At 75.0% G+C, this 25,294-nt stretch carries 27 protein-coding genes; 18 read left to right on the forward strand and 9 right to left on the reverse strand.

Going from position 1 to position 25,294, the window contains the following annotated elements; translation table 11 throughout:
• Window positions 1-155: 155 nt before the first annotated feature.
• Genes ML5_RS11645 through ML5_RS11680 form a run of 8 tightly spaced genes read left to right on the forward strand, consistent with a single transcriptional unit; the run spans window position 156 to window position 8,858 of the window.
• Window positions 156-1,820: an HAD-IIIA family hydrolase gene (locus ML5_RS11645; protein ID WP_013474831.1), complete on the forward strand. Its 1,665-nt coding sequence runs from the start codon at window positions 156-158 to the stop codon at window positions 1,818-1,820.
• Window positions 1,817-2,791 (forward strand): glycosyltransferase, encoded by a 975-nt coding sequence (locus ML5_RS11650; RefSeq protein WP_013474832.1) that lies wholly within the window; start codon window positions 1,817-1,819, stop codon window positions 2,789-2,791. Before ML5_RS11645 ends, ML5_RS11650 begins: the two co-directional genes overlap by 4 nt.
• Window positions 2,776-3,993, forward strand: coding sequence for a glycosyltransferase (locus ML5_RS11655; RefSeq protein ID WP_013474833.1), 1,218 nt, complete (start codon window positions 2,776-2,778; stop codon window positions 3,991-3,993). The genes ML5_RS11650 and ML5_RS11655 overlap by 16 nt, the downstream gene beginning before the upstream one ends.
• Window positions 3,993-4,685, forward strand: coding sequence for an SIS domain-containing protein (locus ML5_RS11660; protein WP_013474834.1), 693 nt, complete (start codon window positions 3,993-3,995; stop codon window positions 4,683-4,685). The genes ML5_RS11655 and ML5_RS11660 overlap by 1 nt, the downstream gene beginning before the upstream one ends.
• Complete coding sequence (locus ML5_RS11665; protein WP_013285401.1) at window positions 4,682-6,172, forward strand: PfkB family carbohydrate kinase; 1,491 nt, start codon at window positions 4,682-4,684, stop codon at window positions 6,170-6,172. The genes ML5_RS11660 and ML5_RS11665 overlap by 4 nt, the downstream gene beginning before the upstream one ends.
• Window positions 6,173-6,227: 55 nt before the next feature.
• Entirely contained in the window at window positions 6,228-6,929 is a 702-nt protein-coding gene (locus tag ML5_RS11670) for an SDR family oxidoreductase (protein ID WP_013285402.1), read from the forward strand.
• The gene (locus ML5_RS11675; RefSeq protein WP_013285403.1) at window positions 6,926-7,885 is read left to right on the forward strand and encodes a glycosyltransferase family 9 protein; all 960 of its coding nucleotides are present in this window, start codon (window positions 6,926-6,928) and stop codon (window positions 7,883-7,885) included. The genes ML5_RS11670 and ML5_RS11675 overlap by 4 nt, the downstream gene beginning before the upstream one ends.
• The gene (locus tag ML5_RS11680; protein WP_013474835.1) at window positions 7,869-8,858 is read left to right on the forward strand and encodes a DNA topoisomerase IB; all 990 of its coding nucleotides are present in this window, start codon (window positions 7,869-7,871) and stop codon (window positions 8,856-8,858) included. The genes ML5_RS11675 and ML5_RS11680 overlap by 17 nt, the downstream gene beginning before the upstream one ends.
• A gap of 178 nt (window positions 8,859-9,036) precedes the next feature.
• Here ML5_RS11680 and ML5_RS11685 read toward each other — a convergent pair whose 3' ends face one another.
• From ML5_RS11685 to ML5_RS33095, 4 genes are all read right to left on the reverse strand, one after another.
• Complete coding sequence (locus ML5_RS11685; RefSeq protein WP_013474836.1) at window positions 9,037-10,080, reverse strand: helix-turn-helix domain-containing protein; 1,044 nt, start codon at window positions 10,078-10,080, stop codon at window positions 9,037-9,039.
• Between the two features lie 125 nt (window positions 10,081-10,205).
• On the reverse strand, window positions 10,206-10,709 hold the full coding sequence (locus ML5_RS11690) for a hypothetical protein (protein ID WP_013474837.1): 504 nt from the start codon (window positions 10,707-10,709) through the stop codon (window positions 10,206-10,208).
• Window positions 10,710-10,772: 63 nt separating this feature from the next.
• Window positions 10,773-12,404, reverse strand: a complete 1,632-nt coding sequence (locus ML5_RS11695; protein WP_013285407.1) for an ATP-dependent DNA helicase RecQ — start codon at window positions 12,402-12,404, stop codon at window positions 10,773-10,775.
• Between the two features lie 67 nt (window positions 12,405-12,471).
• Window positions 12,472-12,594, reverse strand: coding sequence for a hypothetical protein (locus ML5_RS33095; protein WP_013285408.1), 123 nt, complete (start codon window positions 12,592-12,594; stop codon window positions 12,472-12,474).
• Window positions 12,595-12,733: 139 nt separating this feature from the next.
• Between ML5_RS33095 and ML5_RS11700 the strand changes: the two genes are divergently transcribed.
• A complete protein-coding gene (locus ML5_RS11700) occupies window positions 12,734-14,233 on the forward strand; it encodes a glycoside hydrolase family 3 protein (protein ID WP_013474838.1) in 1,500 nt (499 codons plus the stop codon).
• A gap of 45 nt (window positions 14,234-14,278) precedes the next feature.
• Here the strand turns inward: ML5_RS11700 and ML5_RS11705 are convergent, their stop codons facing one another.
• Window positions 14,279-14,566: a GNAT family N-acetyltransferase gene (locus ML5_RS11705; RefSeq protein ID WP_013285410.1), complete on the reverse strand. Its 288-nt coding sequence runs from the start codon at window positions 14,564-14,566 to the stop codon at window positions 14,279-14,281.
• Window positions 14,563-15,789, reverse strand: coding sequence for a cysteine desulfurase-like protein (locus ML5_RS11710; protein WP_013474839.1), 1,227 nt, complete (start codon window positions 15,787-15,789; stop codon window positions 14,563-14,565). The genes ML5_RS11705 and ML5_RS11710 overlap by 4 nt, the downstream gene beginning before the upstream one ends.
• Before the next feature lie 99 nt (window positions 15,790-15,888).
• Between ML5_RS11710 and ML5_RS11715 the strand changes: the two genes are divergently transcribed.
• The 7 genes from ML5_RS11715 (at window position 15,889) to ML5_RS11745 (ending at window position 20,181) form a co-directional block, all read left to right on the forward strand.
• A complete protein-coding gene (locus tag ML5_RS11715; protein ID WP_013474840.1) occupies window positions 15,889-16,248 on the forward strand; it encodes a hypothetical protein in 360 nt (119 codons plus the stop codon).
• Between the two features lie 65 nt (window positions 16,249-16,313).
• Window positions 16,314-17,135, forward strand: a complete 822-nt coding sequence (locus ML5_RS11720; RefSeq protein ID WP_013474841.1) for a DUF1206 domain-containing protein — start codon at window positions 16,314-16,316, stop codon at window positions 17,133-17,135.
• 75 nt (window positions 17,136-17,210) lie between these two features.
• On the forward strand, window positions 17,211-18,407 hold the full coding sequence (locus tag ML5_RS11725; RefSeq protein WP_013474842.1) for a mechanosensitive ion channel family protein: 1,197 nt from the start codon (window positions 17,211-17,213) through the stop codon (window positions 18,405-18,407).
• Window positions 18,408-18,648: 241 nt separating this feature from the next.
• Entirely contained in the window at window positions 18,649-19,083 is a 435-nt protein-coding gene (locus tag ML5_RS11730) for a phage holin family protein (protein ID WP_013474843.1), read from the forward strand.
• Window positions 19,080-19,421: a DUF3618 domain-containing protein gene (locus ML5_RS11735; RefSeq protein WP_013285415.1), complete on the forward strand. Its 342-nt coding sequence runs from the start codon at window positions 19,080-19,082 to the stop codon at window positions 19,419-19,421. Before ML5_RS11730 ends, ML5_RS11735 begins: the two co-directional genes overlap by 4 nt.
• Window positions 19,418-19,690 (forward strand): DUF4235 domain-containing protein, encoded by a 273-nt coding sequence (locus ML5_RS11740; protein ID WP_013285416.1) that lies wholly within the window; start codon window positions 19,418-19,420, stop codon window positions 19,688-19,690. Before ML5_RS11735 ends, ML5_RS11740 begins: the two co-directional genes overlap by 4 nt.
• A 287-nt stretch (window positions 19,691-19,977) precedes the next feature.
• Complete coding sequence (locus ML5_RS11745) at window positions 19,978-20,181, forward strand: cold-shock protein (RefSeq protein ID WP_007075740.1); 204 nt, start codon at window positions 19,978-19,980, stop codon at window positions 20,179-20,181.
• 81 nt (window positions 20,182-20,262) lie between these two features.
• Here ML5_RS11745 and ML5_RS11750 read toward each other — a convergent pair whose 3' ends face one another.
• Both ML5_RS11750 and ML5_RS11755 read right to left on the reverse strand, forming a co-directional pair.
• Window positions 20,263-20,454, reverse strand: a complete 192-nt coding sequence (locus tag ML5_RS11750) for a hypothetical protein (protein ID WP_013474844.1) — start codon at window positions 20,452-20,454, stop codon at window positions 20,263-20,265.
• Between the two features lie 82 nt (window positions 20,455-20,536).
• Window positions 20,537-21,520, reverse strand: coding sequence for an aldo/keto reductase (locus ML5_RS11755; protein WP_013474845.1), 984 nt, complete (start codon window positions 21,518-21,520; stop codon window positions 20,537-20,539).
• A gap of 84 nt (window positions 21,521-21,604) precedes the next feature.
• On the opposite strand from ML5_RS11755, the gene ML5_RS11760 reads away from it, so the two are divergent.
• Complete coding sequence (locus ML5_RS11760) at window positions 21,605-22,396, forward strand: trans-aconitate 2-methyltransferase (RefSeq protein ID WP_013474846.1); 792 nt, start codon at window positions 21,605-21,607, stop codon at window positions 22,394-22,396.
• Entirely contained in the window at window positions 22,393-23,418 is a 1,026-nt protein-coding gene (locus ML5_RS11765) for an adenosine deaminase (RefSeq protein ID WP_013474847.1), read from the forward strand. The genes ML5_RS11760 and ML5_RS11765 overlap by 4 nt, the downstream gene beginning before the upstream one ends.
• A 460-nt stretch (window positions 23,419-23,878) precedes the next feature.
• On the opposite strand, the gene ML5_RS11770 is transcribed toward ML5_RS11765, so the two are convergent.
• Complete coding sequence (locus ML5_RS11770; RefSeq protein ID WP_176739827.1) at window positions 23,879-25,270, reverse strand: HAMP domain-containing sensor histidine kinase; 1,392 nt, start codon at window positions 25,268-25,270, stop codon at window positions 23,879-23,881.
• Window positions 25,271-25,294: the final 24 nt, after the last annotated feature.

Genomic DNA, 25,294 nt, shown 5'->3' on the forward strand with positions numbered 1-25,294 from the left:
TCGCTAACGGCGATCCGGGTTAGCTTCTCCGGGGCGGCGGGTATCGCCGGACCGGGCCGGTCGTGGCAGGCGTGCACCCGGCTGTGCGGCACCGGCGGGGCGGCCTGGCGCCGACGTCGACGTTTACTCCTCGGGGCCTCGGGAACCCGCCGCCCGTGCGACGGGACCACGAGCGGGATCAGTGCAGGTCAGCCCGGGTTGACCCGGGTGCTGACCGGTTCCCGTCCGGCCTGTACGACGCGGTCCTGCTGGACCGGGACGGCACGCTGGTGGAGGATGTGCCGTACAACGGCGACCCGGAGAAGGTCCGGCCGGTGCCGGGCGCCCGGGAGGCGCTGGACCGGTTGCGGGCGGCCGGGTTGCGGCTGGCGGTGGTCACCAACCAGTCCGGCCTGGCCCGGGGCTGCTTCACGGCGCACGACCTGCGTCTGGTCAACGCCCGGGTGGAGGAACTGCTCGGGCCCTTCGACCACTGGGCGATCTGCCCGCACGCCGAGGCCGACGGGTGCGTCTGCCGCAAGCCCGCGCCCGGCCTCGTGCACGAGGCCGCGGCCGCGCTGGGGACCACGCCGACCCGCTGCGTGCTGATCGGGGACATCGGCGCGGACACGGCAGCCGCCGCCGCGGCCGGCGCCGCCGCGATCATGGTGCCCACGCCCGCCACCCGGGCCGCCGAGGTGGCTGCCGCGCCCACTGTCGCGGCCGACCTGCCGGACGCGGTGGGCATCGTGCTGGCCCGGATGCGCCTGACGGCCGCGCCGCAGCCCGCGCGCCGGTCACGCCCGGACACGGTGCTGGTGGTGCGCAGCGACGCGGCGGGCGACGTGCTGGTGACCGGGCCGGGCATCCGGGCGGTCGCGGCCGGCGCGGAGCGGGTGGTGCTGCTGTGCGGGCCACGCGGCCGGGCCGCCGCCGAACTGCTCCCAGGCGTGGACGAGATCATCGAGGCGCCGCTGCCGTGGATCGACGCGCCCGCCCCACCCGTCGACCCCGGCGCCGTGCGCGCGCTGACCGACCGGCTGTCGGAGGTACGCGCCGACGAGGCGGTCGTGTTCACCTCCTTCCACCAGTCCGCCCTGCCCCTGGCCCTGCTTCTGCGCCTGGCCGGGGTACCCCGGATCAGCGCCATCAGCGACGACTACCCCGGCAGCCTGCTCGACGTCCGCCACCGTGTCCCGGCAGGCGTACCCGAACCCGAACGCGCCCTGTCCCTCGCCGCCGCAGCCGGCTTCGCGCTGCCCGGCCACGACGAACCGGCGCTGCGCATCCGCACCGACCGGCTTCCGCCGCGCGCGGCCGACGCCGGCGAGCCCGGCTACGTGGTCCTGCACCCCGGATCGTCGGTGGAGACCCGCGCCTGCCCCGAGGAACTGGCCACCCGCGTGGTCCGCGTGCTCGGCGCCGCAGGCTACCGGGTCGTGGTCACCGGCGGGCCGGACGAGCGGGAGCTGACCGCGCGCGTCGCCGCGGCGGGCGGCGTCGACCTGGGCGGGCGGACCGGGCTGGACGACCTGGCGGCGGTCATCGCCGGCGCCGGGGCGCTGGTGGTGGGCAACACCGGCCCGGCGCACCTGGCCGCCGCGCTCGGCGTGCCGGTGGTGAGCCTGTTCGCGCCGACGGTGCCGTTCGGGCAGTGGGGGCCCTACCGGGTGCCGACGGTGCGGCTCGGCGACGCGGGGGCGGCGTGCCGGGACACCCGCGCCACCGTCTGCCCGGTCCCCGGCCACCCGTGCCTGTCGGCTGTCGAGCCGGGACGGGTCCTGGAGGCGTTGCGGCTGCTCGGCGTGCCGGCGCCGGTGGCGGGCGGGGTGGCCGGATGAACATCCTGCTGTGGCACGTCCACGGGTCGTGGACGACCTCCTTCGTGCACGGCAAGCACCGCTACCTGGTGCCGGTCACGCCGGACCGGGGTCCGTACGGGCTGGGCCGGGCGCGCACCTACCCGTGGCCGGACAGCGCCGTCGAGGTCACTCCCGAAGACCTGCGCGACACCGACGTGGACCTGGTGATCCTGCAACGCCCGGAGGAACTCGACCTGGCGGCGGAGTGGCTCGGCCGCCGGCCGGGCCGGGACGTGCCGGCCATCTACGTCGAGCACAACACCCCGAAAGGCGACGTGCCGAACACCCGGCACCCGATGGCCGACCGCGACGACCTGCTGCTCACGCACGTCACCGCGTTCAACGAGCTGTTCTGGGACAACGGCGCGACCAGGACCACAGTCGTCGACCACGGCGTCGTACCGCCGAACGTCGAGTGGACCGGGGAACTCGACCGCCTCGCCGTGGTCATCAACGAGCCGGTACGCCGCTGGCGGGTCACCGGCACCGACCTGCTCGCCCGGTTCGCCGCGCTGGCGCCGCTGGACGTCTACGGCATGAAGGTGGACGGTCTCGCCGCCCACCTCGGCCTGCCCGAGGACCGGCTGACCAGCCACGACGACGTACCCCAGCACGCCATGCACGCCGAACTCGCCAAACGGCGCGCGTACCTGCACCTGTGCCGCTGGACCTCACTCGGCCTCAGCCTCGTCGAGGCCATGACCATGGGCATGCCCGTGGTGGCACTGGCCACGACCGAGGCGGTGGAGGCGGTGCCGCCTGCCGCGGGCGCGCTGTCCACCCGCGTCGACACGCTCGTCGATGCCGCCCGTGGCCTGCTGGACGACCCGGAGTCCGCCCGCCGGGCGGGCGCCGTGGCCCGGGCCGCCGCCCGGGACCGCTACGGCCTGGATCGATTCCTCGCCGACTGGGACCGGCTGCTGGAGGAGGAAGTATGCGCATCGCGATGATCTCGGAGCATGCCAGCCCGCTCGCCGTCCTCGGCGGGGAGGACGCCGGTGGCCAGAACACGCATGTCGCGGAGCTCTCCGCCGCGCTCGCGGCCGCCGGTCACGACGTGCGCGTCTACACCCGCCTCGACGCGGTGGATCTGCCGGTGAGCGTCCGCACCCCGGACGGGTACGAGGTGGTGCACGTACCGGCCGGGCCGGCCGAACCGGTGGCCAAGGACGACCTGCTGCCGTACATGCCGTCGTTCGGGCAGTGGCTGGCCGACCGGTGGCGCACCGGCGACTGGCAGCCCGAGGTGGTGCACGCGCACTTCTGGATGAGCGGGCTGGCGGGTCTCGCCGCGGCCCGCCGCGCGGGCGTGCCGATGGTGCAGACGTACCACGCGCTCGGCACCGTCAAGCGCCGCCACCAGGGCGTGCAGGACACCAGCCCGCCGGGCCGGGTCGAGCACGAGCGGAAGCTGGGCCGCTCGGTGGACCGGGTGGTCGCTCAGTGCCAGGACGAGGTCGCCGAACTGGTCCGGATGGGCGTGCCCCGGTCCCGGATGACTGTCGTGCCGTCGGGGGTGAACCTCACGACGTTCTCCCCGCTCGGCCCGGTCGCCGACCGTGACGGCGGCCGGGCCCGCGTCCTCACCGTCGGCCGGCTGGTCGAACGCAAGGGCTTCCAGGACGTCATCCGGGCCGTCGCCGAGGTGCCGGATGCCGACTGCGTCGTCGTCGGCGGGCCGCCGGCCGGGCTGCTGGAGACCGACCCGTACGCGTTGCGCCTGCGCGCGCTGGCCCACTCGCTCGGCGTCGCCGACCGGGTACGGCTGGTCGGCGCGGTCCCCCGGGAGGAGATGGGCCGCTGGTACCGGTCGGCCGACGTGCTCGTGGCCGCCCCCTGGTACGAGCCGTTCGGGCTCACCCCGCTGGAGGCGATGGCCTGCGGCGTACCGGTGGTCGCGACGGCTGTCGGCGGGCTGATCGACACGGTGGTGGCCGGACGCACCGGCGACCTGGTGCCACCCCGGGAGCCGGCGGCGCTCGGTGCGGCGATCCGGGGTCTGCTCGGCGACCGGATCCGCCGCTTCGCCTACGCCACCGCCGCGCTGGAGCGGGCACGCACCCGCTACTCCTGGGCCACCACCGCGGACCGCCTCACCGAGCTGTACGGCGAGGTGGCCACCGTGCGCCGCCCGACCCGGGTGGTCGCCTGATGACGGCCGGGACGCCGGCCGCCGGCGCGACGGTGCTGGAGGACCACCTGAGCCTGCTGGCCGCCGCGTTGCTGCCGCTGCGGGAGGCGGAGCAGATGCTGGCCCGCTGGGGCGAGGAGCTGGCGCAGCGGCTCGCCGCCGGTGGCCGGTTGCTGGTGGCGGGCAACGGCGGCAGCGCCGCCGAAGCCCAGCACCTCACCGCCGAACTCGTCGGCAAACTCCGCCACGACCGCCAACCCCTCTCCGCCATCGCCCTGCACGCCGAGACCAGCGCCGTCACCGCCATCGCCAACGACTACGGATACGACGAAACCTTCGCCCGGCAGGTCCGCGCCCACGGCCGGCCCCACGATCACCTCCTGCTCATGACCACCAGCGGCGCCAGCACCAACCTCCTCACCGCCGCCCACGCCGCACACCAGGCGGGCCTGCGCTGCTGGGCCTTCACCGGACCCGCACCCAACCCCCTCGCCGACCTCTGCCACGAGCATCTGGCGATCGACTCGCCGGACGGGCAGGTGGTGCAGGAACTGCACCTGGTGGCCTCGCACGTGCTCTGCGAGTACGTCGAACTGGCGCTGCCCGCCGCGCTCGCCGCCCAGCCGGCGGCCGGGCCGGTACGCGCGGGTGTCGAGGTCGTCGTCGGCGAGCCGGACCCGACGGCGCCGGCCGGCCGGGGAGGCCCGGCATGAGGGGACCGGTGGTGGTGCTCGGTGACACGCTGCTGGACCGCGACGTCGAAGGTCTGGTGAACCGGCTCTGCCCGGACTCCCCGGTGCCGGTGCTGGACGAGACCGTATCCGTCGACCGGCCCGGTGGCGCCGGGCTGGCCGCCGTCTTCGCCGCCGCGCAGGGCGCCGAGGTCGCGCTGGTCACCGCCGTCGCCGACGACGCGGGCGGGGCCCGGTTGGGCACGCTGCTCGCCGCCGCCGGGGTCCGGTTGTACGCGCTTCCGCTGGCCGGCGCCACCCCGGAGAAGATCCGGCTGCGGGCGCGCGGACGGGTGCTGCTGCGCCACGACCGGGGCGGGAGCGCCGGTGCGCCCGGTCAGCCCAGCGACGCCGTGCTGCGGCTGATCGCCGACGCGTCCGCCGTGCTGGTGAGCGACTACGGCCGGGGCGTGGCCGGGCATCCGGCGCTGCGCGCGGCGCTGGCCGCAACCCGGGCGCCTGTGGTCTGGGATCCGCATCCGCGCGGGCCGGCCGCCGTACCCGGGGTGCACCTGGCCACCCCGAACGAGCCGGAGGCCCGCGAGCTGGCCAAGACGCCGCCGGGCGGCTCCCGCCTGGCCGTCGCGTCGCGTAGCGCGCACGCCTTGCGCCGCCGCTGGCAGGCGCGCGCGGTGGCGGTGACGCTCGGCGGGGACGGCGCGCTGCTCAGCCACGCCGGGTCCACGCCCCTGGTGGTGCCGGCGCCGCCCGCCGAGGGGGACACCTGCGGGGCCGGCGACCGGTTCGCGTCCACCGCGACGTTGGCCCTGGCCCGGGGCGCGCTCGTGTCCGAGGCGGTGCAGGAGGCGGTCACCGAGGCGTCGGCGTACGTGGCTGGCGGCGGTGTCGCCGCCGCGCTGCCCGCGCCGGTGCGGGCGGTCGCCCCGGCGGTGGTCACCGGCGGCGGGGACCGGATCGGCGCCGGGGCGGCCGGCGAGGTGGTGGCGCGGGTACGTGCGGCCGGCGGCACGGTGGTCGCCACCGGCGGCTGCTTCGACCTGCTGCACGCCGGGCACGTGGCGACGCTCCAGGCGGCCCGGCAGCTCGGCGACTGCCTGGTGGTCTGCCTCAACTCCGACGCCAGCGTGGCGGGGCTCAAGGGTCCGGAGCGCCCGGTCGTGCCGCAGGGCGACAGAGGGCGGCTGCTCGCCGCGCTCGGCTGCGTCGACGCGGTGCTGATCTTCGACGAGCCGACACCGGAGGCGGCGCTGTCCTGGCTGCGCCCGGACATCTGGGTCAAGGGCGGCGACTACGCCAGCGGCGGCGGCCCGGAGACCTTGCCCGAGACGGAGATCCTGGCCCGCTGGGGCGGTCACACGGTGGTCGTGCCGTACCTCGACGGGCGCTCGACCACCGACATGATCGCGGCGGCGCGGGCCGGGCGGGGCAGCGGCGGCTGGCCGGCCGCGTCGGGCGACCCGGCCGAGGCCGTCGCGCAGGTCCGGTCCACGGCGAAGGGAGCACGATGAACGAGCGACGCATCCGACCCGGCGCGGTCGCGCCCGCCGGTCCGACGGTGGCGGCGTGAGCGCCGGCGCGCCCGGAGCCGGGCCGACCGTCCTGGTCACCGGCGGCTCCAGCGGGCTCGGCGCGGCGGTGGTCGCCGCGGTGGCCCGCGCCGGTGGGCGCCCGCTGGTGCTGGACCGGCAGCGCCCCGCCGACGGGGTGCCCTGGGTCGAGTGCGACCTGGCCGACACCCGCGCCGCCGAGGCCGCTACCCGCGACCTCGCGGAACGCTCCGGCGGGCTGGACGCCGTGGTCACCGCCGCCGGGATGGACGTGCCCGGGAAGCTGGCCGACATCCCGGCCGAGACCTGGGAGCGGATCGTCACAGTGGACCTGCTCGCCACCGCCGCGGTGATCCGGGCCGCGCTGCCCTGGCTGGAGGCGTCCCGGGGCAGCATCGTCACTGTGGCCTCCACGCTCGGGGTGAAGGCGGTCAGCGACGCGACAGCGTACTGCGCGGCGAAGTTCGGGGTGGTGGGCTTCACCCGGGCGCTCGCCGCGGAACTCGCCGGCGCTGTCGGCGTGACGCTGCTGATCCCGGGCGGGATGCGGACCGCGTTCTTCGACGAGCGGGACGCGCAGTACCGCCCCGGCCCGGACGCGGTGCTCAACGAGCCGGCCGACACCGCCGCAGCCGTCATGTTCGCGCTGTCCCAGCCGGCCGGCTGCGCGGTACGCGAGATGGTGGTCTGCGCCGCGCAGGAGTCCTCGTACCCGTGATCCTGGTGCTGCGGGCGCTCGGGGTCGGCGACCTGGCCACCGCCGTGCCGGCGCTGCGTGGCCTGCGCGCCGGCCTGCCGGGCCGGGAGCTGGTGCTCGCCGCGCCGGGCTGGCTGGCGCCGCTGGCGGAGCTGACCGGGGCGGTCGACCGGGTGCTGCCCACCGCCGGGCCGGACCGGATCGCGTGGACCGGCCCGCCCCCCGAGGTGGCGGTCAACCTGCACGGCCGTGGGCCGCAGTCGCACCGGGCGCTGGCCGCCGTACGCCCCGGCCGGCTGCTCGCCCACAGCAACCCGGGCGCCGGGCACCCGGACGGCCCGGCCTGGGACGACGACGAGCACGAGGTCCGCCGCTGGTGCCGCCTGCTGCACGCGTACGGGCTGCCGGCCGACCCGGGGGACCTGGCGCTGCGGCGTCCGGCGCTGACCGGCGTACCGGCCGGGGTGACGCTGCTGCACCCGGGCGGCAAGATCCCGGCGAAGCGCTGGCCGGCGGACCGGTTCGCCGGGCTGGCCCGGGAGCTGGCCGCGCGGGGGCACCGGGTGGCGGTCACCGGCTCGCCGGACGAGCGGGCGCTGGCCGAGCGGGTCGCCCGCGACGCCGGGCTGCCGCCGGAGGCGGTGCTGGCCGGCCGGACCGGACTGGCCGAGATGGCCGCGCTCGTCGCGGGCGCGCGGCTGGTGGTCAGCGGGGACACCGGCGTGGCGCACCTCGCCACCGGCTACGGCACTGCGTCGGTGGTGCTGTTCGGGCCGGTGCCGGCGGCGCACTGGGGCCCACCGCCGGACCGGCCCCGGCACCGGGCGCTGGGTGCGATCGAGCCCACGCCCGTCAACCCGGATTCGACCGGGTCGGGCGGGGTAGGAACCCACCCGACATTGGATGCCATCGGGATCGACGAGGTGGTGGCTGCGGTGGCAGACGTGGAACGGGTCTCCGGTGCGGTTGCGGCGTAGCGATCCGGGCCGGCCGGGATACGCGCGCCGGCGGCGCGGCAAGGGCTGGCTCTTCCTCGACCCGGCCGGCGAGCCGGTGCGCGACGCCGGGGAGCTGACCCGGCTGCGCGAGCTGGTGATCCCGCCCGCCTGGCGGGACGTGTGGATCTCGCCGTACCCGAACGGCCACATCCAGGCCACCGGCATCGACGCGGCGGGCCGCAAGCAGTACCTCTACCACCCGGGCTGGCGGCGCAAGCGCGACGAGGCCAAGTTCGACCACGTGCTGGAGGTGGCGCACCGGCTGCCCGCGCTGCGCGACCGGGTCACGCACGACCTGGCGCTGCGCGGCCTGCGCCGCGAACGGGTGCTGGCCACCGTCGCCCGGCTGCTCGACATGGGCGCGTTCCGGGTCGGCAACGACCAGTACGCCACCGGCGACGACCCCACGTTCGGCGTGTCCACGCTGCGCCCCGAGCACGCCCGCTCCCGGGGCGGCTGCGTGGTGTTCGAGTTCCCGGCCAAGGGCGGCATCGACCAGGTCCGCCGGATCGAGGACGCCGAACTGTGCCGGGTGCTGCTCAACCTGCGCCGTCGCCGGCGCGCCCAGGAACGGCTGTTCGGCTACTGGGACGGCCGCTCCTGGCGCGACGTGCGCAGCGACGAGGTGAACGACTACCTGCGCGACGCCAGCGGCGGCGAGATGACGGCGAAGGACTTCCGTACCTGGCACGCGACGGTGCTCGCCGCAGCCGAACTGGCCACTGTGGGTCCGCAGCGCTCCGCCACCGCCCGCAGGCGCGCCGTGGCGGGGGTGATGCGTTCGGTGGCCGAACTGCTCGGCAACACCCCGACTGTGGCCCGGACCTCGTACGTGGACCCGCGCGTGGTCGACCTCTACCACGACGGGGTGCTGGCGCCGGTGCAGCCGGAGATGCCGCGCGAGGCGGTGGAGAAGTCGGTGCTGGCGTTGCTGGAGGAGGAGGCCGGCTGACCGCCGACCGGCCCCGTCGGTCCTGGGGGGGAAGCGCGACGGGGCCGGAAATCTCGGCCGCCGGTGCGGTCCCGGGAAACATCACCGGGCGGGGCCGCCCGCGGCCGGGACCGCCGCGGACGCCGCGCCCGGCCCCCCGATATCCGCGGGCCCACCGCGAGCGGTACAGGCCCGGGTTTCAGTATGTACGGGACAGGTTGACGGCGGATGCCGTGCTGTTGACGATCCGTGCCGATTCCAGGTGACGGGCCCGGTACTCCTGCGGCGTCTCGCCCTGCGTGGTCCGGAAGACCCGGCTGAAGTGCGCCTTGTCCCGGAAGCCCCAGCGGGCGGCGATGACCTGGATCGAGCGGTCGCTCAGCGCCGGGTCGGCGAGGTCGCGGCGGCACCGGGCCAGCCGCTCGTCCCTGATGTACGCGGCAACTGTGGTCTCCTCGTCCTCGAAGAGCCGGTGCAGGGAGCGCACCGAGATGTGGTGCGCGTCGGCGATCGCGCCCGGGTCGAGCGTGGCGTCGCCGAGGTGCTGGCGCACGTACGCGCGTACCTGGGCCTGGAGGGCCCGGCGCCGGACCTCGGTGGGCATCTCGTCCTCGGAGACGAGGTTGCGGCCCAGCAGCGTGGCGACCAGGTCGAGACCGACGGCGCCGAGCCGCTCCGCGTCGGCCGCGTGGTACTGCTCGGGGTTCGCGGTGATCCGGATGAGGAAGTCGGCGACCAGCCCGCCGACGCCCTCCGAGCCGGACATCCGGCCGGCGAACAGGGGAGCGAGCCGGCGGGGCGGCAACGGCAGCGCGTCGTACGGCATCAGGGCCACGATCGAGTGGGCGTACGCGGACCCCGCGGGGTCGGCGTGGTGACTGACCTCGTGCGGGCGGGAGCAGTCGTAGAAGGTGAGGTCGCCGGGGCGGCACCGGGCGCGCTGCCCCTCCTGGTCGGCCTGGCTGGTGCCGCTGAGCGTCAGCGCCAGCAGGTAGTAGTCGGGGTCGGGGCGCTGGATCAGTTTCGAGGTGCGCACGCAGTCCACCGACGGGTAGCGGTAGCGGATGAGCTGCATCCGGCCCAGGTCGACGAACTCGGCCCGGGCGACGAAGTCGTCGGCGTGCGCGGTGCGCACCCGCAGCGGCGTCGGGGTGCTCGCCATCATGTCCAGCCACATGCCGAACCGCTCCCGCGGCGGCAGCGCCTGCGTGTCGAGGACCTGCCGGTGCAGCTTCCCGTCCATAGAACGACTCCCCGTGTTCGTCACGCCCTGCACAAAAAGGACGCCCCACGGGGCCGAAAAGCGACACCCGTGGGGCCGTGACGTCCGTCATTGACGGACCGGGGAAACCTCTGTTAGGAGTCCGTTCAGTCGTTCAGCACGTGGGACAGCCGGTCGCGGAAACGGCGCTCGGAGTCGGTCACCGCGTCGCCGCCGAGGCCCAGGATGCCGCCGGTGGAGGCCGCGCCCACCACCTGTTCGGCGATGTCCACCAGCCAGTGCCGGTACGCCCCGGCCTGCCCCTCGTCCACCCGCGCGGCGAGCAGCGCGGACGCCTGCCCGGCCCGGGCCAGCACGTCCTCGATCATCGCCTTCGGGTCCTGCGGCGTGATCACCGGCAGCTCCGCGCCGGTCTCCGGGTCGCCCACCCGGTCGACGACCTCGCCGGCCACCGCGGCGACCAGCGGGCTGGCCGACTCCCGGCCGGCGGCGATGGTCTCCAGCCCGGCGGCGTTCTCGGCCATGGTGCGACGGGTGCCGTCGGACTCGGCGGCGGCCGCCGCGGTGAGCACCGACTGCGGCAGCCCCACAAGCAGTCCCCACTCCTCGTCGGAGACGCCGAACCGGGTGTACGCCGGCTGCTCGATCACGATCAGGCCCCTTTCGCCGTGGTCGTCGTTGTCGACGGGCGCCCCCGCGGCGCCCGGGTCAGGCTAGTCCAGCTCCAGCAGGCCCTGTTCGGACACCACGCGCACGGACAGCGTCTTGTAGCCCACCTCGTCGAAGAGCACCGTCATCCGGTCCTCCTCGTAGCTGAGCACCAGACCGGCGCCCCACTCCGGGTGGCGTACCTGGCTGTGCACCGGGAACGGCCCGACCGCGCCGTCACCCGCCACACTGGTGCCCGCGTGGCAGTTGTCGCAGTGCCCGCAGACCTCGTGCATCTGCTCACCGAAGTACGCCAGCAGGGCCTGCCCCCGGCAGCCGGTGGTCTCGGCGAAGGCGCGCATCATGTCGGTACGCGACCGGGTCACTGTCTGCTGCCGTTCCGCCTCGGCCAGCGCGGCGCGGCCGGAGTCGGCGGCCGCCGGCGCGTACCGGGGTGCGCCGATGCGCTGCTTGGCCCGTGGCTCGGCGGCCCCGACCTGCTCCAGCAGGGAGAGGTACTGCCCCAGCTTGCGCGGACCGAGGCCGGTCAGCTCGCGCAGCTCCTTGCGGTTGCGGGCCTTGCCGCGCAGCACCGCGGCGAGTTCGGTCAGTTCCTTCTCGTCCGGCAGACCGCCGCTGAAGTAACGCTGGAGGCCGACGTCCTCGGCGCGCCACAGCAGCAGCACCCGGGCCGGCGATCCGTCGCGCCCGGCCCGGCCGATCTCCTGGAAGTAGCTGTCCGGCGAGTCGGGCAGCGCCATGTGCACCACCCAGGCGATGTTCGGCTTGTCGATGCCCATGCCGAACGCCGACGTGGCCACCATGATCGGCACCCGGTCGGCGAGGAACGCCTCGTGCAGCTCGTGCCGGGCCGCGGTGGGCATGCCGCCGTGGTAGAACTCGGCCGGGAAACCGGCGCCGGTGAGCCGCTCGGCCAGTTCCTCGGCCGCCCGCCGGGTCGGCACGTAGATGATGCCGGGCCGCTCGTCGTCGCGCAGCAGCGCGATCAGCCGCCGCCACCGGTAGTCGTCGGTCGGGCAGTGGGCCACCTCCAGGAAGAGGTTGGGCCGGTCCAGCCCGGAGACCACCACCTCCGGCTCGCGCAGCCGCAGCCGGGCGATGATGTCGTCGCGTACCGGCGGGGAGGCGGTCGCGGTGAGCGCCACCACCGGCGGGCGGCCCAGGCCGTCGATCAGGTGACCGAGCGCCAGGTAGTCCGGCCGGAAGTCGTGGCCCCACGCGGAGATGCAGTGCGCCTCGTCGATCGCCACCAGCGCCGGCTTCAGCTCGCGGACCTCGGCGAGCCGGTCCGGGTTGCTCAGCGCCTCCGGCGTGATGAACAGGAACTCCGCGCGCCCGGCGCGGATGTCCTCGATCGCCTCGGCCTGCTGGGCGGCGCTCTCGTCCGAGCTGATCCGCACCGCGCGCAGCTCCGGGCGCTGCCGTTCGTTGAGCGCGGCGATCTGGTCCTGCTGCAACGCCAGCAGGGGGGAGATCACCACAGTCGGCCCGGGGATCAGGCTGGCCGGGATCTGGTAGATCGCCGACTTGCCGGCGCCGGTGGGCAGCACCACCAGGGCGTCACGGCGCTTCATCACGGCGCGCATGGCGGCGAGCTGGTTGGGCCGCAGCGCGGTCCAGCCGAACAGGTTCCGCGCCGCCCGGCGCAGGCTGGAGGAGTGCGTGGTCAGTTTCATCAAGCGCCTCAGCTACCCCCGGCGATCCCGCGCGAAACCGGCACCGCCGCTCACCGCCCGGCGCGGATCAGCGGCGGAACATGGCCCGGATCGCGATCAGCAGGAACAGGCCGCCGACCACCAGGCCGAGCAGGCGTACGCCGGGGATGTCGGCGGCGCTGGTGGCGTCGGCGAGCGGCAGAGCGGACATGTGGGAACTCTCCCACGCGAGGTCCGGGGGCGCCAGCGGCTAACAGTAAGGATTGTTGACTATTTAGCTGCGCGGTGTGACCATGTCAGCACCCGCCGGCCCCGGCGGGTCCGTGGGGGAGACGGGGGTACGACAGCACATGAGCGAGCGGACCGAGGGATCGACCGGAGACCTGGCGGCGCTCGCCGCCGCCGTCCTGCAACCGGGGTTCGTCGGCACCACACCGCCGCCGTGGGTGTGCCGCTGGCTCGGCGAGGGCCTCGGCTCGGTGGTCCTGTTCGCCCGCAACGTCGTCGACCACGAGCAGGTCGCCACGCTCACCGCGAACCTGCGCGCCGAGCGGCCCGACGTCATCGTGGCGATCGACGAGGAGGCCGGCGACGTCACCCGGATCGAGTCCGCCCGGGGCAGCTCCCGTCCCGGCAACTACGCGCTCGGCGCTGTCGACGACCCGGCGCTGACCGAGGAGGTCGCCCGCGACCTGGGCGCCGAACTCGCGGCCGTCGGCGTCACGCTGGACTACGCCCCGGACGCCGACGTCAACTCCAACCCGGCCAACCCGGTCATCGGGGTGCGCTCCTTCGGCGCCGACCCGGACCTGGTCGCCCGGCACACCGCCGCCTGGGTACGCGGCCTCCAGGCCGGCGGCGTCGCCGCCTGCGCCAAGCACTTCCCCGGGCACGGCGACACCCGTGTCGACTCGCACCACGACCTGCCCCGCATCGGCGGCGACCTGGCCCGTCTCGACGCGGTCGAGCTGGCCCCGTTCCGCGCCGCCGTGGCCGCCGGGGTGCAGGCGGTGATGACCGGTCACCTGCTGGTGCCGGCGCTGGACCCGGAGCTGCCCGCCACGCTCAGCCCGCGCGTGCTCGGCGGCCTGCTGCGCGAGGAGATGGGCTTCGGCGGCGTGGTGGTCACCGACGCGGTGGAGATGCGCGCGGTGGCCGACCGGTACGGCTTCACCGGCGCCGCCGTGCGCGCGCTCGTGGCCGGCGCGGACGCGATCTGCGTCGGCGGGGAACGGGCCACCGAGGCCGACGCCCGCGAGCTGCGCGACGCGATCGTCGCGGCGGTGATCAGCGGGGAGCTGCCCGAGGAGCGGCTCGCCGAGGCGGCCAAGCGCGTCGGTCAGCTCGCCGCGTGGAGCGTCGCCGCCCGCGCCCGCCGGGCCGCCGGCACGCCGCCCGCCGACGGCTCACCGATCGGGCTCGCCGCCGCCCGCCGCGCGGTCCGGGTCACCGGCGACGCCGGGCTGCTGCCGCTGACCGGTCCGGCCCACGTCGTGGAGTTCGCGCCCCCGCGCAACATCGCCATCGGCGAGGAGACGCCGTGGGGCATCGCCGCACCGCTGGCCCACCTGGCGCCCGGCACCACCACCGCCCGCTACGCCGCCGACGCCGTACCGGCCGACCCGGGCGCGACGCCCGCCGGCCGGCCGCTGGTGCTCGTGGTGCGCGACCTGCACCGGCACGACTGGATGCGGGACGCGGTACGCCGCGCGCTCACCGCCCGCCCGGACGCGGTGGTGGTCGAGCTGGGCGTGCCCGAGCTGGTCACCGGCGCGGTGCACCTGGCCACCCACGGCGCCACCGCCGCGGCGGCACGGGCCGCCGCCGAGGTGCTGACCGGGGCGCGCTGACTCCCGGTCCGGCCGGGTGGGGAGGTCCCCCGGCCGGACCGGGCCTCACGGCTTGTCTGCCACCAGGTCGGCGTACTCCGGGTGGCGCTCGATGAACGAGGCCACGAACGGGCACTGCGGCACGATCCGGCCGCCCCGGGCGCGGACCTGGTCCAGAGCGCCCCGGACCAGCGCGGCCCCGACGCCCTGACCCTGGAACTGGTCGTCGACCTCGGTGTGCGTGAACACGAGCGTCTCGCCCCGGAGCGTGTACGCGGTGAACCCGGCCAGCGCGTCGTCCACCAGGATCTCGAAGCGGCGCTTGGCGGTGTTCTCCTCGACCAGAAAGCTCACCGGATCATTCTCCCCTCGGGCCCGGCCAGCCGGTCCAGTTCGGCCAGCAGCCGGTCCACCTCGTCGGCGGTGTTGTAGTGGTAGACGCTGGCCCGCACGGCCCCGCCGCTGCCCCGCAGGCCCATGCCCTCGAAGTACTCGTAGGCGTAGTAGTCGCCGTGCGACAGGCACAGGCCCGCCTCGCCCAGCGCCGCCGCCGTCTGCGCCGGGGCCAGGCCGGCCACCCGGAACGACACGGTCGGGCAGCGCCGCGCCGGTGCGCCGTACACGGTCACGAACGGGCGGTCGGCCAGCCCGGCGAGCAGCCGGTCGAAGACCGCCTCCTCGTGCGCCTGCGCGGCTGCCAGACCGGCGCGTACCCGCTCCCGCCGGTCGCCGGTCGCCTCCGGGTCCAGGCCGGCCAGGTGGTCCACCGCGGCCGTCACCCCGGCCAGCAGCGGGAAGCTCGGCGTGCCGTACTCGAACCGGTCCGGCACCGCGTCGGCGGAGGGCACGAGCTTCGCCGGGCGCAGCGCCTCCCAGCGCGCCGGGTCGGCGACCATCGCCGCCAGGTGCGGCCCGGACCACTTGTAGGCGCTGGTCACCAGGAAGTCCGCGCCGAGCGAGGCCAGGTCGGTCGGGCCGTGCGGCACCGAGTGCACGCCGTCCACGCACACCAGCGCGCCGGCGGCGTGCGCGGTCTTGGCGATCGCCGCCACGTCCGGCACGGTGCCGATCGCGTTGCTGCCGGCGGTCACCGCGACCAGCCGGGTGCGCTCGGTGACCAGGTCGGCGTACTGACCGGCGGGCAGCTCACCGGTCGCCGGGTCGAACTCGGCCCAGCGCACCGTGGCGCCGGACGACTGCGCGGCCTGCACCCACGGGCGGACGTTCGCGTCGTGGTCCAGCCGGGAGACGACCACCTCGTCGCCCGGACGCCAGCCGGCGCCGAGCGTCCGGGCCAGCGTGTACGTCAGCGCTGTCGCGCTCGGCCCGAGCACCACGCCCGACGGCTGCGCGCCGAGCAGGTCGGCGACCGCGGCTCGCGCCCCGGCGACCAGATCCAGCGCCCGGCGGCCGGGCAAGAAGGCGGTGCTGCGGTTGCCCGTCGCGGCGCGCATCGCCCCGGCCACCGCCTCGACGACGGCGGCTGCGGTCTGGGTGCCCCCGGCACCGTCGAAGTGGACGAATCCCTCGCCCAGGGCAGGGTAGGCGGCCCGGACCCGGGCGACGTCGAAAGCCATTCCGGCACCCTAGCGCGCACCCCGGACGCCCTGCCCGGCGTGGCCGTCCCGCGCTCGCCCGCGAGGCCGCTGTGGCGTTCGCCGCCTATCCTTGGACGGGTGACGATCCGACGCGCCACCTCCGCCCCCGCCCGTCGCGCCGCCGGTCTGCTCGCCGGTCTCGCCCTCGGCGCCGCACTGCTCGCCGGATGCAGCTCCGAAGGCGCCGAGACCGACTGCGGTCTGGACGCCTGCACGATCACCTTCGACCGCGGCGTGGAGGCCAGCGCCCGGATCCTCGGCGTCGAGGCGAAGCTGATCGGCGCCGAAGGCGACCAGGTCACGGTCGAGGTCGCCGGGGAACAGCTCTCGCTCACAGTGGGCCAGCAGGCCACCGAGGTCGCCGGCTTCCAGGTCAGCCTGGACAGCGTCAACGATCAGCAGGTGGTGGTGCGGGTCGCCGGCGACCTCAGCGCCTGATCCGTTTCGGCCGTCCCGGCGGGCGGCGACGTTTGGAAAATCGCCCGCCGGGAGATTGAGGGCTCATGTCTCTCACCCGGAACGCCGGAGCCACCGCCGCCCAGGCTCGAAACAGCTGGTGGCTCGAACTGTTGACCCGTGCCGGCTTCATCGGATACGGAATCGTGCACCTGCTCCTCGCCTGGCTGGCGCTGCAGATCGCCTTCGGGAACTCGGGCGAGGAGGGAAACCAGAACGGCGCGCTGCGCACTCTCGGTGAACAGCCGCTCGGGAAGTTCCTCCTGATCGCGATGGCGGTCGGCCTGTTCGCCATGGCGATCTGGCAGGCCTTCGAGGCGATCTCCGGCCACGTGTCCAGGACGGGCAAGGAACGACTGTTCGAACGGATCGCCTCGGTGGTCCGGGTCGTCGTGTTCGTCTGGCTGGGCTGGACCGCGATCAAGGTCTTCCAGGACGCCAGCTCCAACGCCTCCGACCAGCAGCAGCAGCTCTCCGAGAAGCTGATGGCCTCCGACGGCGGCCGGTGGCTGGTCGGCCTGGCCGGGCTCGCGCTCGCCGCGCTCGGCATCGGCATGGTCGTCTACGGCCTGAAGAAGAAGTTCGAGCGCAACCTCAAGACCGGCGAGATGAGCCCGAAGACCCGCCAGCTCACCCGTCGGCTCGGCATGGCCGGGTACGCCTCCCGGGGCGCCGTGTTCGCCATCGCCGGCCTGCTGATCGTGGTCGCCGCTGTGAACTACGACCCGGAGAAGGCGCGTGGCCTCGACGCCGCGCTGCGGACGCTGCGCGACCAGTCGTACGGGCCGTGGCTGCTGGCGCTCATGGCGCTCGGCATCGCCGCGTTCGGTGTCTACTGCTTCTTCCAGTCCCGGTACCGCAAGGTTTGATCCTGGTCGATACCCGGGCCGCCGGGCACCATTGGGCCTTTGCCCGATTCCCGCCCGGTCGGAGGGAGAGAGTTCGTGCAGAGTTACGTCGTGACAGTCGCCGCCGCGCTCGCCGCGGCGGCGATCGCGTTGGTGCTGGCCCAGGTGGTGCACCGCGTCATCCGCCGCCTCGGCCGCCGCTCGCTGCTGATGACCGAGCTGACCGAGCACGCGCACCGCGCGTTCCAGCTCGCCCTCACCGTGGCGGCGGTGCAGTTCGCGGTCCGGTTCACCACCGCGTACGCGGTCGGCAGCCCGTGGCGGCAGTTCGTCCTGCACACGCTGGTGCTCGCGACGATCGCCGCCACCGCATGGCTGGTGGCCTCGCTGCTGGTGGTGGCGGAGGACACCGCGCTGGCCCGGTTCCGGGTCGACGTGCCGAACAACAGGCACGCCCGCCGCGTGCGCACGCAGGTGGTGCTGCTGCGCCGGCTCACCATCGCGGTGATCGTGATCCTCACGGTCGGCGTGATGCTGATGACGTTCCCGGCCGTACGCGGGGTCGGCGCCGGTGTGCTGACCTCCGCCGGTGTGATCGCCGCGGTCGCCGCGCTGGCCGCACAGAGCCTGCTCGCCAATGTCTTCGCCGGTCTCCAACTCGCGTTCAGCGACGCGGTACGCCTGGACGACGTGGTGGTGGTCGAGGGGGAGTGGGGCCGGATCGAGGAGCTGACGCTCAGCTACGTGGTGGTGCAGATCTGGGACGACCGCCGGCTGATCCTGCCCACCTCGTACTTCACCAGCCGGCCGTTCCAGAACTGGACCCGGACCGAGGCGGCGGTGCTCGGCACCGCCGAGTTCGAGCTGGACTGGTCGATTCCGGTGCAGGCGATGCGGGAGGAGTTGCGCCGCCTGTGCGAGGGCACGGAGCTGTGGGACGGCCGGGTCTGCGTGCTCCAGGTGACCGACGCGACCGGCGGCATGGTCAAGGTCCGCGCGCTGGTCAGCGCCGCCGACGCGGGCAGCCTGTGGGACCTGCGGTGCCTGGTCCGCGAGCACCTGGTGACCTGGGTACGCGACCAGCGCCCGACCGCCCTGCCCCGGCTGCGCGCCGAGGTCGGCGAGGCCACCGGCCCGCTGCCCTGGCAGGCGGTGCAGCCGCGCCGCCCGGTACGCCGCCCGACCGGCACCGAGGCGCCCGACGACGCGCGTGTCTTCGGCGGCAGCGACGACGGCGAGGCCCGCAGCGAGGTGTTCGTGGGCCGGGAGGAGCACGCCGAGGCGCGTCGCTGACCCCGTACCCCCGATCGGAGCCCCCGGCCGCCCACGGCGCCGGGGGTTCGGCGCGTACGAGCGGCTTTCCGGCCGGGCGGGTTTGGCCGGGCCGTTGCGGGGGACGTGGTGCGCACGCCCCGGATCCGGTGCCCGGCACCGGGTTCCGGCGGCGCGCGGCCGGGCGGACCGGCTGCTCCGCGCAGGATTGACGGGCGGCGACTCCGGGCATACAGCGCGGTGATGACGAAAGGAGGACAGCATGGCTGACGTCGCGAGTCGCAGCACGTCGCGGACCGGGAGCGAGCCGTCCACCGCCGAACTGGTACAGCGCGCCACCGAGCAGGTCACCCGCCTGGTGCGGGACGAGCTGGCCCTGGCCCGTGCGGAGCTGACCCAGAAGGGCAAGCACGCCGGGATCGGGATCGGTCTGTTCGGCGGCGGCGGGGTGATGGCGCTCTACGGCGCCGGCGCCCTGGTCGCCACCGTGATCCTGCTGCTGGCGCTTGTCATGCCGGCGTGGCTGGCCGCCCTGATCGTGGCGGTGGCGCTGTTCCTGCTCGCCGGGATCCTGGCGCTGGTGGGCAAGAAGCAGGTCAGCCGTGCCGTCCCGCCGGTGCCTGAGGCGGCGGTCCGCAGCGTTCGGGCGGACGTCGACACGGTCACCGCCGCGGTGAAGGACGGGAGGCGGGCATGACCGGTAACGGGACCGGGGACGTGGCGGCGCTCCGGGAGGAGATCCGCCGGACCCGGGTGGAGCTCGGTGAGACGATGGAGCTGCTCGCGGCCAGGGCCGATCCGAAGGCGCTGGTGCGGCACTCCGCCGAGGCGGCGAAGGCGCGGATGCGGGAGCAGGCGTCGCTGACCGCGGCCCGGGTGCGCGGGCGGGCGGCGGAGCGGGCCCGGCTGGTCCGGGCGCAGGCGTACGAGAAGGGTGAGGCGGTCGGGCGCAACCCGTTGCCGTGGGCGGCCATCGCGGCCGGCGCGCTGGTGACCGCGGTGGTGCTGGTGATCGTCCGAGGGAGGCGCAGGTGAGTGGCAGGGTCGGCAAGGCGGCGTACAAGCCGGTGGGGGTGCTGCTCGGCCTGGCCGCCGGTGCCGTCGCCGGGGCGATCTTCCGTCAGGTCTGGAAGGTGACGGCGGGCGACGGCGAGGCGCCGAGCGCCACCGACGAGGACCGCCGCTGGGGCGAGGTGCTGGCCGCCGCGGCCCTGCAGGGGGCCATCTTCTCGGTGGTGCGGGCCGCCGTCGACAGGGGCGGGGCGGTGGGCGTACGCCGTCTGACCGGTCGCTGGCCGGACTGACGAAAAGGCCGGAAAGGCCCCTTTACCGCGCGCGGGAAAGGGGCCTTTCGCATGGCTCCGGCGGGCCGCGCAGCGCCGTCCGCACGACCTTCAGGTCACATGTCGGAGAATTTCGTCCGCTAGGCTGTGCGAAGTTTTTGCGTACGTGGTTTGCTGTCTCACGCTGTTGAGAGACGCGTGGGTTGAGAGAAGTCTCCTGCATTGGGGGCCGCCTCAGGCGCCGCTGCTCGAAAACGGCCAATCGGCCGCACGGCGTGCTCGGCCGCCAGTTTTAGAAGGAGATACACATGGCGCAGGGAACCGTGAAGTGGTTCAACGCTGACAAGGGCTTCGGCTTCATCACCGTCGACGGCGGGGGTGCTGACGTGTTCGTCCACTTCTCGGCCATCCAGACCAGCGGCTACCGCACGCTGGAGGAGAACCAGCGGGTGGAGTTCGAGATCGCCCAGGGTCAGAAGGGTCCGCAGGCCGAGCAGGTCCGCCCCATCTGAGCTGACCGCACCGGCCGCGCCGGCCGGTGCCGGAAGCCCCGCATCCCGCACGGGAGGCGGGGCTTCGCCTTACCCGGTGCCTCAGCGGCGTCGCGCCCGCATGCCCCACCAGAGCCCGGCCAGTCCGAACAGGACCAGCACCGGGCCGGCCAGCGCCCAGATCCGCTGGTCGCTCATGATGCTGCCCTCGACGTACCCGAGGCCCAGCACCGTCCACAGCGCACCGAGCACCACGGCGAGCAGCCCCAGGGTGAGCCGGAACCAACCCCTCATCGTTCCCCCTCCGACGACGACAGTCCCGCTCCAGCATGCCCGCCGCCGCGGGTGCCCGGCGGCGCCGCGCCGGACGGCCGGCTCACCACCGGTCGTGCACCTGCGGGCGGATCAGCTCGTCGTAGGTGGCCCGCACCGCGGCCAGCTCCACCTCGGTCAGTGCCGGCTGCCCGGCCGCCTCGGCGTTGCGCCGCGCCTGCTCGGGGGAGCGGGCGCCGGGGATCACCACAGTCACGCCGGGCTGGTCGAGAACCCACCGCAGCGCGAACTGCGCCATCGTGCGGTCGTCGCCGACCAGCGGCGCGAGCCGGCGTACCGCCGCCAGGCCGCTGTCGTAGTCCACGCCGGAGAACGTCTCGCCCACGTCGAACGACTCGCCGTGCCGGTTGAACGTGCGGTGGTCGTTCGCCGGGAACGTGGTGTTCTCGTCGTACCGGCCGGAGAGCAGGCCGCTCGCCAGCGGCACCCGGGCGATGATCCCGACCCCGGCGGCAGCGGCGGCGGGCAGCACCCGCTCCAGCGGCTTGTGCCGGACCGCGTTGAGGATGATCTGCACGCTCGCCACACCGGGCCGGGCGATGGCGGTGAGCGCCTGGTCGCAGGTCTCCACGCTGACGCCGTACCCGGCCACGCGTCCCTCGGCGACGAGTGTGTCGAGCGCGTCGAAGACCCGGTCGTCGGCGAAGACGGCGGTGGGCGGGCAGTGCAGCTGCACCAGGTCGAGCGTGTCGACGCCGAGGTTGGCCCGGGACCTGTCGGTCCAGGCCCGGAAGTTGTCGAGGGTGTACGCCTCCGGGGTCTGCTCGACCCGGCGGCCCATCTTGGTGGCCACGGTGAGCCCGTGTCCGGGGCGGGAGCGCAGGAACCGGCCGATCAGGGCCTCGCTGCGGCCGTCGCCGTACACGTCGGCGGTGTCCAGGAAGGTGACGCCCGCGTCGACGGCGGCGGCCAGTACGGCGAGCGCCGCGTCCTCGCTGACCTCGCCCCAGTCCGCGCCGAGCTGCCACGCGCCGAGTCCGATGATGCCGACGTGCCGGCCGAGCCGGTCGAAGCTGCGCTGTTCCACCCGGTCGAGCCTAGTGAGCGGCTTGCCGTGGCGCGCGCCGGGCCGTACGGTCTAACAAGACGTACGTACGGTTTGGAGGCTGTCATGTGGGATCCGCGCACCTACCTGCGCTACGGCGACGAGCGCTCCCGGCCGTTCCACGACCTGCTGGCCCGCGTCGGCGCCGAGCACCCGCGCGCCGTGGTCGACCTCGGCTGCGGCCCCGGCACCCTCACCGCCACGCTCGCCGCCCGCTGGCCCGGCAGCCGGGTCACCGGCCTGGACTCCTCCCCGGAGATGATCGAGCGCGCGACCGCCGAGGGCGGACCAGTCAGGTACGCCGTCGCCGACGTCCGCGACTGGCGGCCGGAGCCCGACGTGGACGTGCTGGTCGGCAACGCCGTGCTCCAGTGGGTGCCGGAACACCGCGACCTGCTCCGCCGCTGGGCGGGCGCGCTGCCGGCCGGCGCCTGGATGGCGTTCCAGGTGCCCGGCAACTTCGACGCGCCGTCGCACCGGCTGCTGCGCTCCGTCGCCGCGCAGGACCGGTGGCGCGACGCGCTCGCCGGGAAGCTGCGCGAGGCCCCCGTCGACGAGCCGGTCGGCTACGCCACGCTGCTGACCGGCGCGGGCTGCGCGGTCGACGCCTGGGAGACTACGTACGTGCATCTGCTGCCCGCCACCGGCGCCGACCACCCGGTGCTGGCCTGGATGGAGGGCACCGCGCTGCGCCCGGTCCGCGCCGCGCTGGACGCCGCCGGCTGGGCCGCCTTCCGCGCCGAGCTGGGGGTACGGCTCGCGCAGGCGTACCCGGTGCGGCAGGGTCAGGTGTACTTCCCGTTCCGCCGGATCTTCATGGTGGCCCGCACCGGCGCCCGCGCAGAGGAGAACTCGTGACCGACCTGCCCACCTTCATCGCCGGACTGCCAAAGGTGGAGCTGCACGTGCACCACGTCGGCTCGGCCTCGCCCCGGATCGTCGCCGAGCTGGCCGCCCGGCACGAGGGGCGCAGCCCGGTCCCGGCCGACCCGGAGGCGCTCGCCGACTACTTCGCGTTCCGCGACTTCGCCCACTTCATCGAGGTCTACCTCAGCGTCGTGGACCTGATCCGCGACGCCGACGACGTCTGGCTGCTCACCCACGAGGTCGCCCGAGAACTGGCCCGCCAGCAGGTCCGCTACGCCGAGCTGACCGTCACGCCGTACTCGCACGTCAACCGCGGCATCCCGGCGCCGGCGTTCTGCGAGGCGATCGAGGACGCCCGCAAGCGCGCCGAGGCCGACTTCGGCATCGCGCTGCGCTGGTGCTTCGACATCCCCGGCGAGGCCGGCCTGCCCGCCGCCGAGCAGACGCTGCGGATCGCACTCGACGAACGACCGGACGGGCTGATCAGCTTCGGCCTCGGCGGCCCCGAGATCGGGGTGCCCCGGCCGCAGTTCAAGCCGTGGTTCGACCAGGCGCGGGCGGCCGGGCTGCGTTCGGTGCCGCACGCCGGCGAGACCACCGGCCCGGAGACGATCTGGGACGCGCTGCGCGAACTGGGCGCCGAGCGGATCGGCCACGGCATCTCCGCCGCGCAGGACCCGGCGCTGCTGACCCACCTCGCCGAGCGGCGGATCCCGCTGGAGATCTCGCCGACGTCCAACGTGCGCACCCGCGCCGTGCCCAGCCTGGACGCGCACCCGCTGCCGCTGCTGGTCGAGGCCGGCGTGCCGGTCAGCATCAACTCCGACGACCCGCCGATGTTCGGCACCACGCTCAACGACGAGTACGCAGTGGCCGCCCGGCTGCTGCGGCTCGGCCCGGACGGGGTGGCCGCGCTGGCCCGCGAGGCGGTGGCCGCGGCGTTCCTGGCGCCGGCCGAGCAGGCCCGGATCACCGCCGAGATCGACGCGTACCTGGCGAGCGCGGCACGCTGAGCGGCCGTACCGGTGCCGGTCGTCGCGATCCCCGAGGCGGCCGGCGCCGCGCGGTCAGCATCAGCCCGGACAGCGCCAGCGCGGCGAGCGCGGCAGTGGGACCGGGAGCGACGGGTACGGGCCGGACGGGACCGTGCGCGAGCACCGGGTCCTGCCAGACCGCGAGCGTGAGTGCGATGCCCAGGCCGATGACGGCGGCCCAGCGGAGCAGACGACTGACGGCCGGTGGCATGACGGTCACCTCGCGCCCGGGATCGACGGGAGAGCGCGCGCGACGGGAGCGAGGTGTGGGGGGACCGGACTCCCGCCGCGCGCATGATCCGTCGGCCGGAAGGTCTTACGGGGCGTCCCGGCCGACGGAACTGATGGGTTCTGTCAGCGATCCTGGCAGTTCACGCCGGTTTTCCGGCCGTCGTTAAACCACCTTTAAGGAGAACTTGCGCCCGTACACAGTCAGTGGTCAGCGCGGGCGCGGCCAGCGCCGCCCGGGACGCGGCTCGCGTGCCTCCCGGGCCATCCGCCCGACCAGCCCGAACCGGTTCACCGGCCGGGGCGCCGCGTCCGGGTCGGCCAGCAGCATCACCACACTCGCCCCGCCGAGCCGGGCCCGGTCGATGCTCACCGAACCGTTCGCCTGCAACGCGACCCGCTTGGCGATGTCCAGCCCGAGCCCGGTGGAGCCCTTGTCGCTCTCGCCCCGGCGCAACGCCCGGTCCGGGTCGGCGATGCCCGCCCCGGCGTCGTCGATGCGGATCGCCACCCAGCCGTCCCGGCGGCTCACCGCCACCTCGAACGCGGTGCCCTGCGGCGTGTACCGGAACACGTTGCCGATCACCGCGTCCAGCGCGGCGGCCAGCTCGGCGCGGGGCACCGGCGCCGGGATCCGCAACTGCGCACCGACCACCCGGTGCGGCCGGTTCTGGTCACCCGCCAGCGCCGACCAGAAGACCATCCGGTCCCGGACCACCTCGCTCACGTCGCACGACGCCGGCGCCGACTCCTGGGCGACCGCCTTGCGGGTCGTCTTGATGAGCTGGTCGACCTCGCCCTCCAGCGTGACGATCGCCTGCCGGATACGCCGGATGCCGCGCCGCCGGTCCAGCTCCGCCTCGCTGAACGTGCCGATGCTCGTGTCGTCGGACTCCAGCGCCTCGGCGTCCAGCCGCAGCGCGGTCAGCGGCGTACGCAGCCGGTGCGACAGGTCGGCGACCAGTTCGTGCTCGTCGGCGCGCAGCGCCACCAGTCGTTCCGTCATCCGGTTGAACGCGTGCCCGGCCTCGGCCAGCTCACGCGGGCCGGTCGGCTCGACCCGTACCCCCAGCTCGCCGTCACCCACCGCGAGCGCCGCCTTGACCAGGTCGCCGGTGGCGTCCACGGCCCGGGCCGCCACCCGGTCGACCACGGCGACCGCCGCGCCGACCAGCGCCAGGCCGATCGCGAGCAGCAGCAGCCACCGCCCGCCGCCGCCGGAGTCGAGCACCTCGTCGGGGACGAAGACCTCCACCACGGCGACCCGGTCACCCAGCACCACCGGGTCCAGCCGCAGCACCCCGCCGTCCACCTCGGTCACCACCGACCGCCGCTGCGCGGCGGCGTCGGCGAGCACCTGCGGGTTCGCGCGGCCGGCCGACTCGTCAGCGCCGATGCCGTGCACGACCGGCCGCATGGCCGGATCGTCGCCGGCCGCGGCGGCCACCGCCCGTTCGATCGTCGCGGTGTCCGTGCTGACCGCCAGCGCGCCGGTCACCAGCGCGGCCCGGCGGGCGGCGTCGGCCAGCTCCGCCTCGCGGGTGCGGTCGGCGAGGGTGAACCCGAGCGGGACGAGGAAGGCGAGCGCGATCAGGCCGCACAGCCCCGCGGTGAGCCCGGCGAGGCT

Origin of the sequence: Micromonospora sp. L5, assembly GCF_000177655.2 — a bacterium.
In the GTDB taxonomy this organism is placed as follows: Bacteria; Actinomycetota; Actinomycetes; order Mycobacteriales; family Micromonosporaceae; genus Micromonospora; species Micromonospora aurantiaca.

Excerpts from the sequence above, each read along its gene's own strand:
- ML5_RS11650 (WP_013474832.1), top strand. The coding sequence starts at position 1,817 with ATGAACATCCTGCTGTGGCACGTCCACGGGTCGTGGACGACCTCCTTC.
- ML5_RS11655 (WP_013474833.1), top strand. The coding sequence starts at position 2,776 with ATGCGCATCGCGATGATCTCGGAGCATGCCAGCCCGCTCGCCGTCCTC.
- ML5_RS11660 (WP_013474834.1), top strand. The coding sequence starts at position 3,993 with ATGACGGCCGGGACGCCGGCCGCCGGCGCGACGGTGCTGGAGGACCAC.
- ML5_RS11665 (WP_013285401.1), top strand. The coding sequence starts at position 4,682 with ATGAGGGGACCGGTGGTGGTGCTCGGTGACACGCTGCTGGACCGCGAC.
- ML5_RS11685 (WP_013474836.1), bottom strand. The coding sequence starts at position 10,080 with ATGGACGGGAAGCTGCACCGGCAGGTCCTCGACACGCAGGCGCTGCCG.
- ML5_RS11695 (WP_013285407.1), bottom strand. The coding sequence starts at position 12,404 with ATGAAACTGACCACGCACTCCTCCAGCCTGCGCCGGGCGGCGCGGAAC.
- ML5_RS33095 (WP_013285408.1), bottom strand. The coding sequence starts at position 12,594 with ATGTCCGCTCTGCCGCTCGCCGACGCCACCAGCGCCGCCGACATCCCC.
- ML5_RS11700 (WP_013474838.1), top strand. The coding sequence starts at position 12,734 with ATGAGCGAGCGGACCGAGGGATCGACCGGAGACCTGGCGGCGCTCGCC.
- ML5_RS11710 (WP_013474839.1), bottom strand. The coding sequence starts at position 15,789 with ATGGCTTTCGACGTCGCCCGGGTCCGGGCCGCCTACCCTGCCCTGGGC.
- ML5_RS11720 (WP_013474841.1), top strand. The coding sequence starts at position 16,314 with ATGTCTCTCACCCGGAACGCCGGAGCCACCGCCGCCCAGGCTCGAAAC.
- ML5_RS11730 (WP_013474843.1), top strand. The coding sequence starts at position 18,649 with ATGGCTGACGTCGCGAGTCGCAGCACGTCGCGGACCGGGAGCGAGCCG.
- ML5_RS11735 (WP_013285415.1), top strand. The coding sequence starts at position 19,080 with ATGACCGGTAACGGGACCGGGGACGTGGCGGCGCTCCGGGAGGAGATC.
- ML5_RS11745 (WP_007075740.1), top strand. The coding sequence starts at position 19,978 with ATGGCGCAGGGAACCGTGAAGTGGTTCAACGCTGACAAGGGCTTCGGC.
- ML5_RS11750 (WP_013474844.1), bottom strand. The coding sequence starts at position 20,454 with ATGAGGGGTTGGTTCCGGCTCACCCTGGGGCTGCTCGCCGTGGTGCTC.
- ML5_RS11760 (WP_013474846.1), top strand. The coding sequence starts at position 21,605 with ATGTGGGATCCGCGCACCTACCTGCGCTACGGCGACGAGCGCTCCCGG.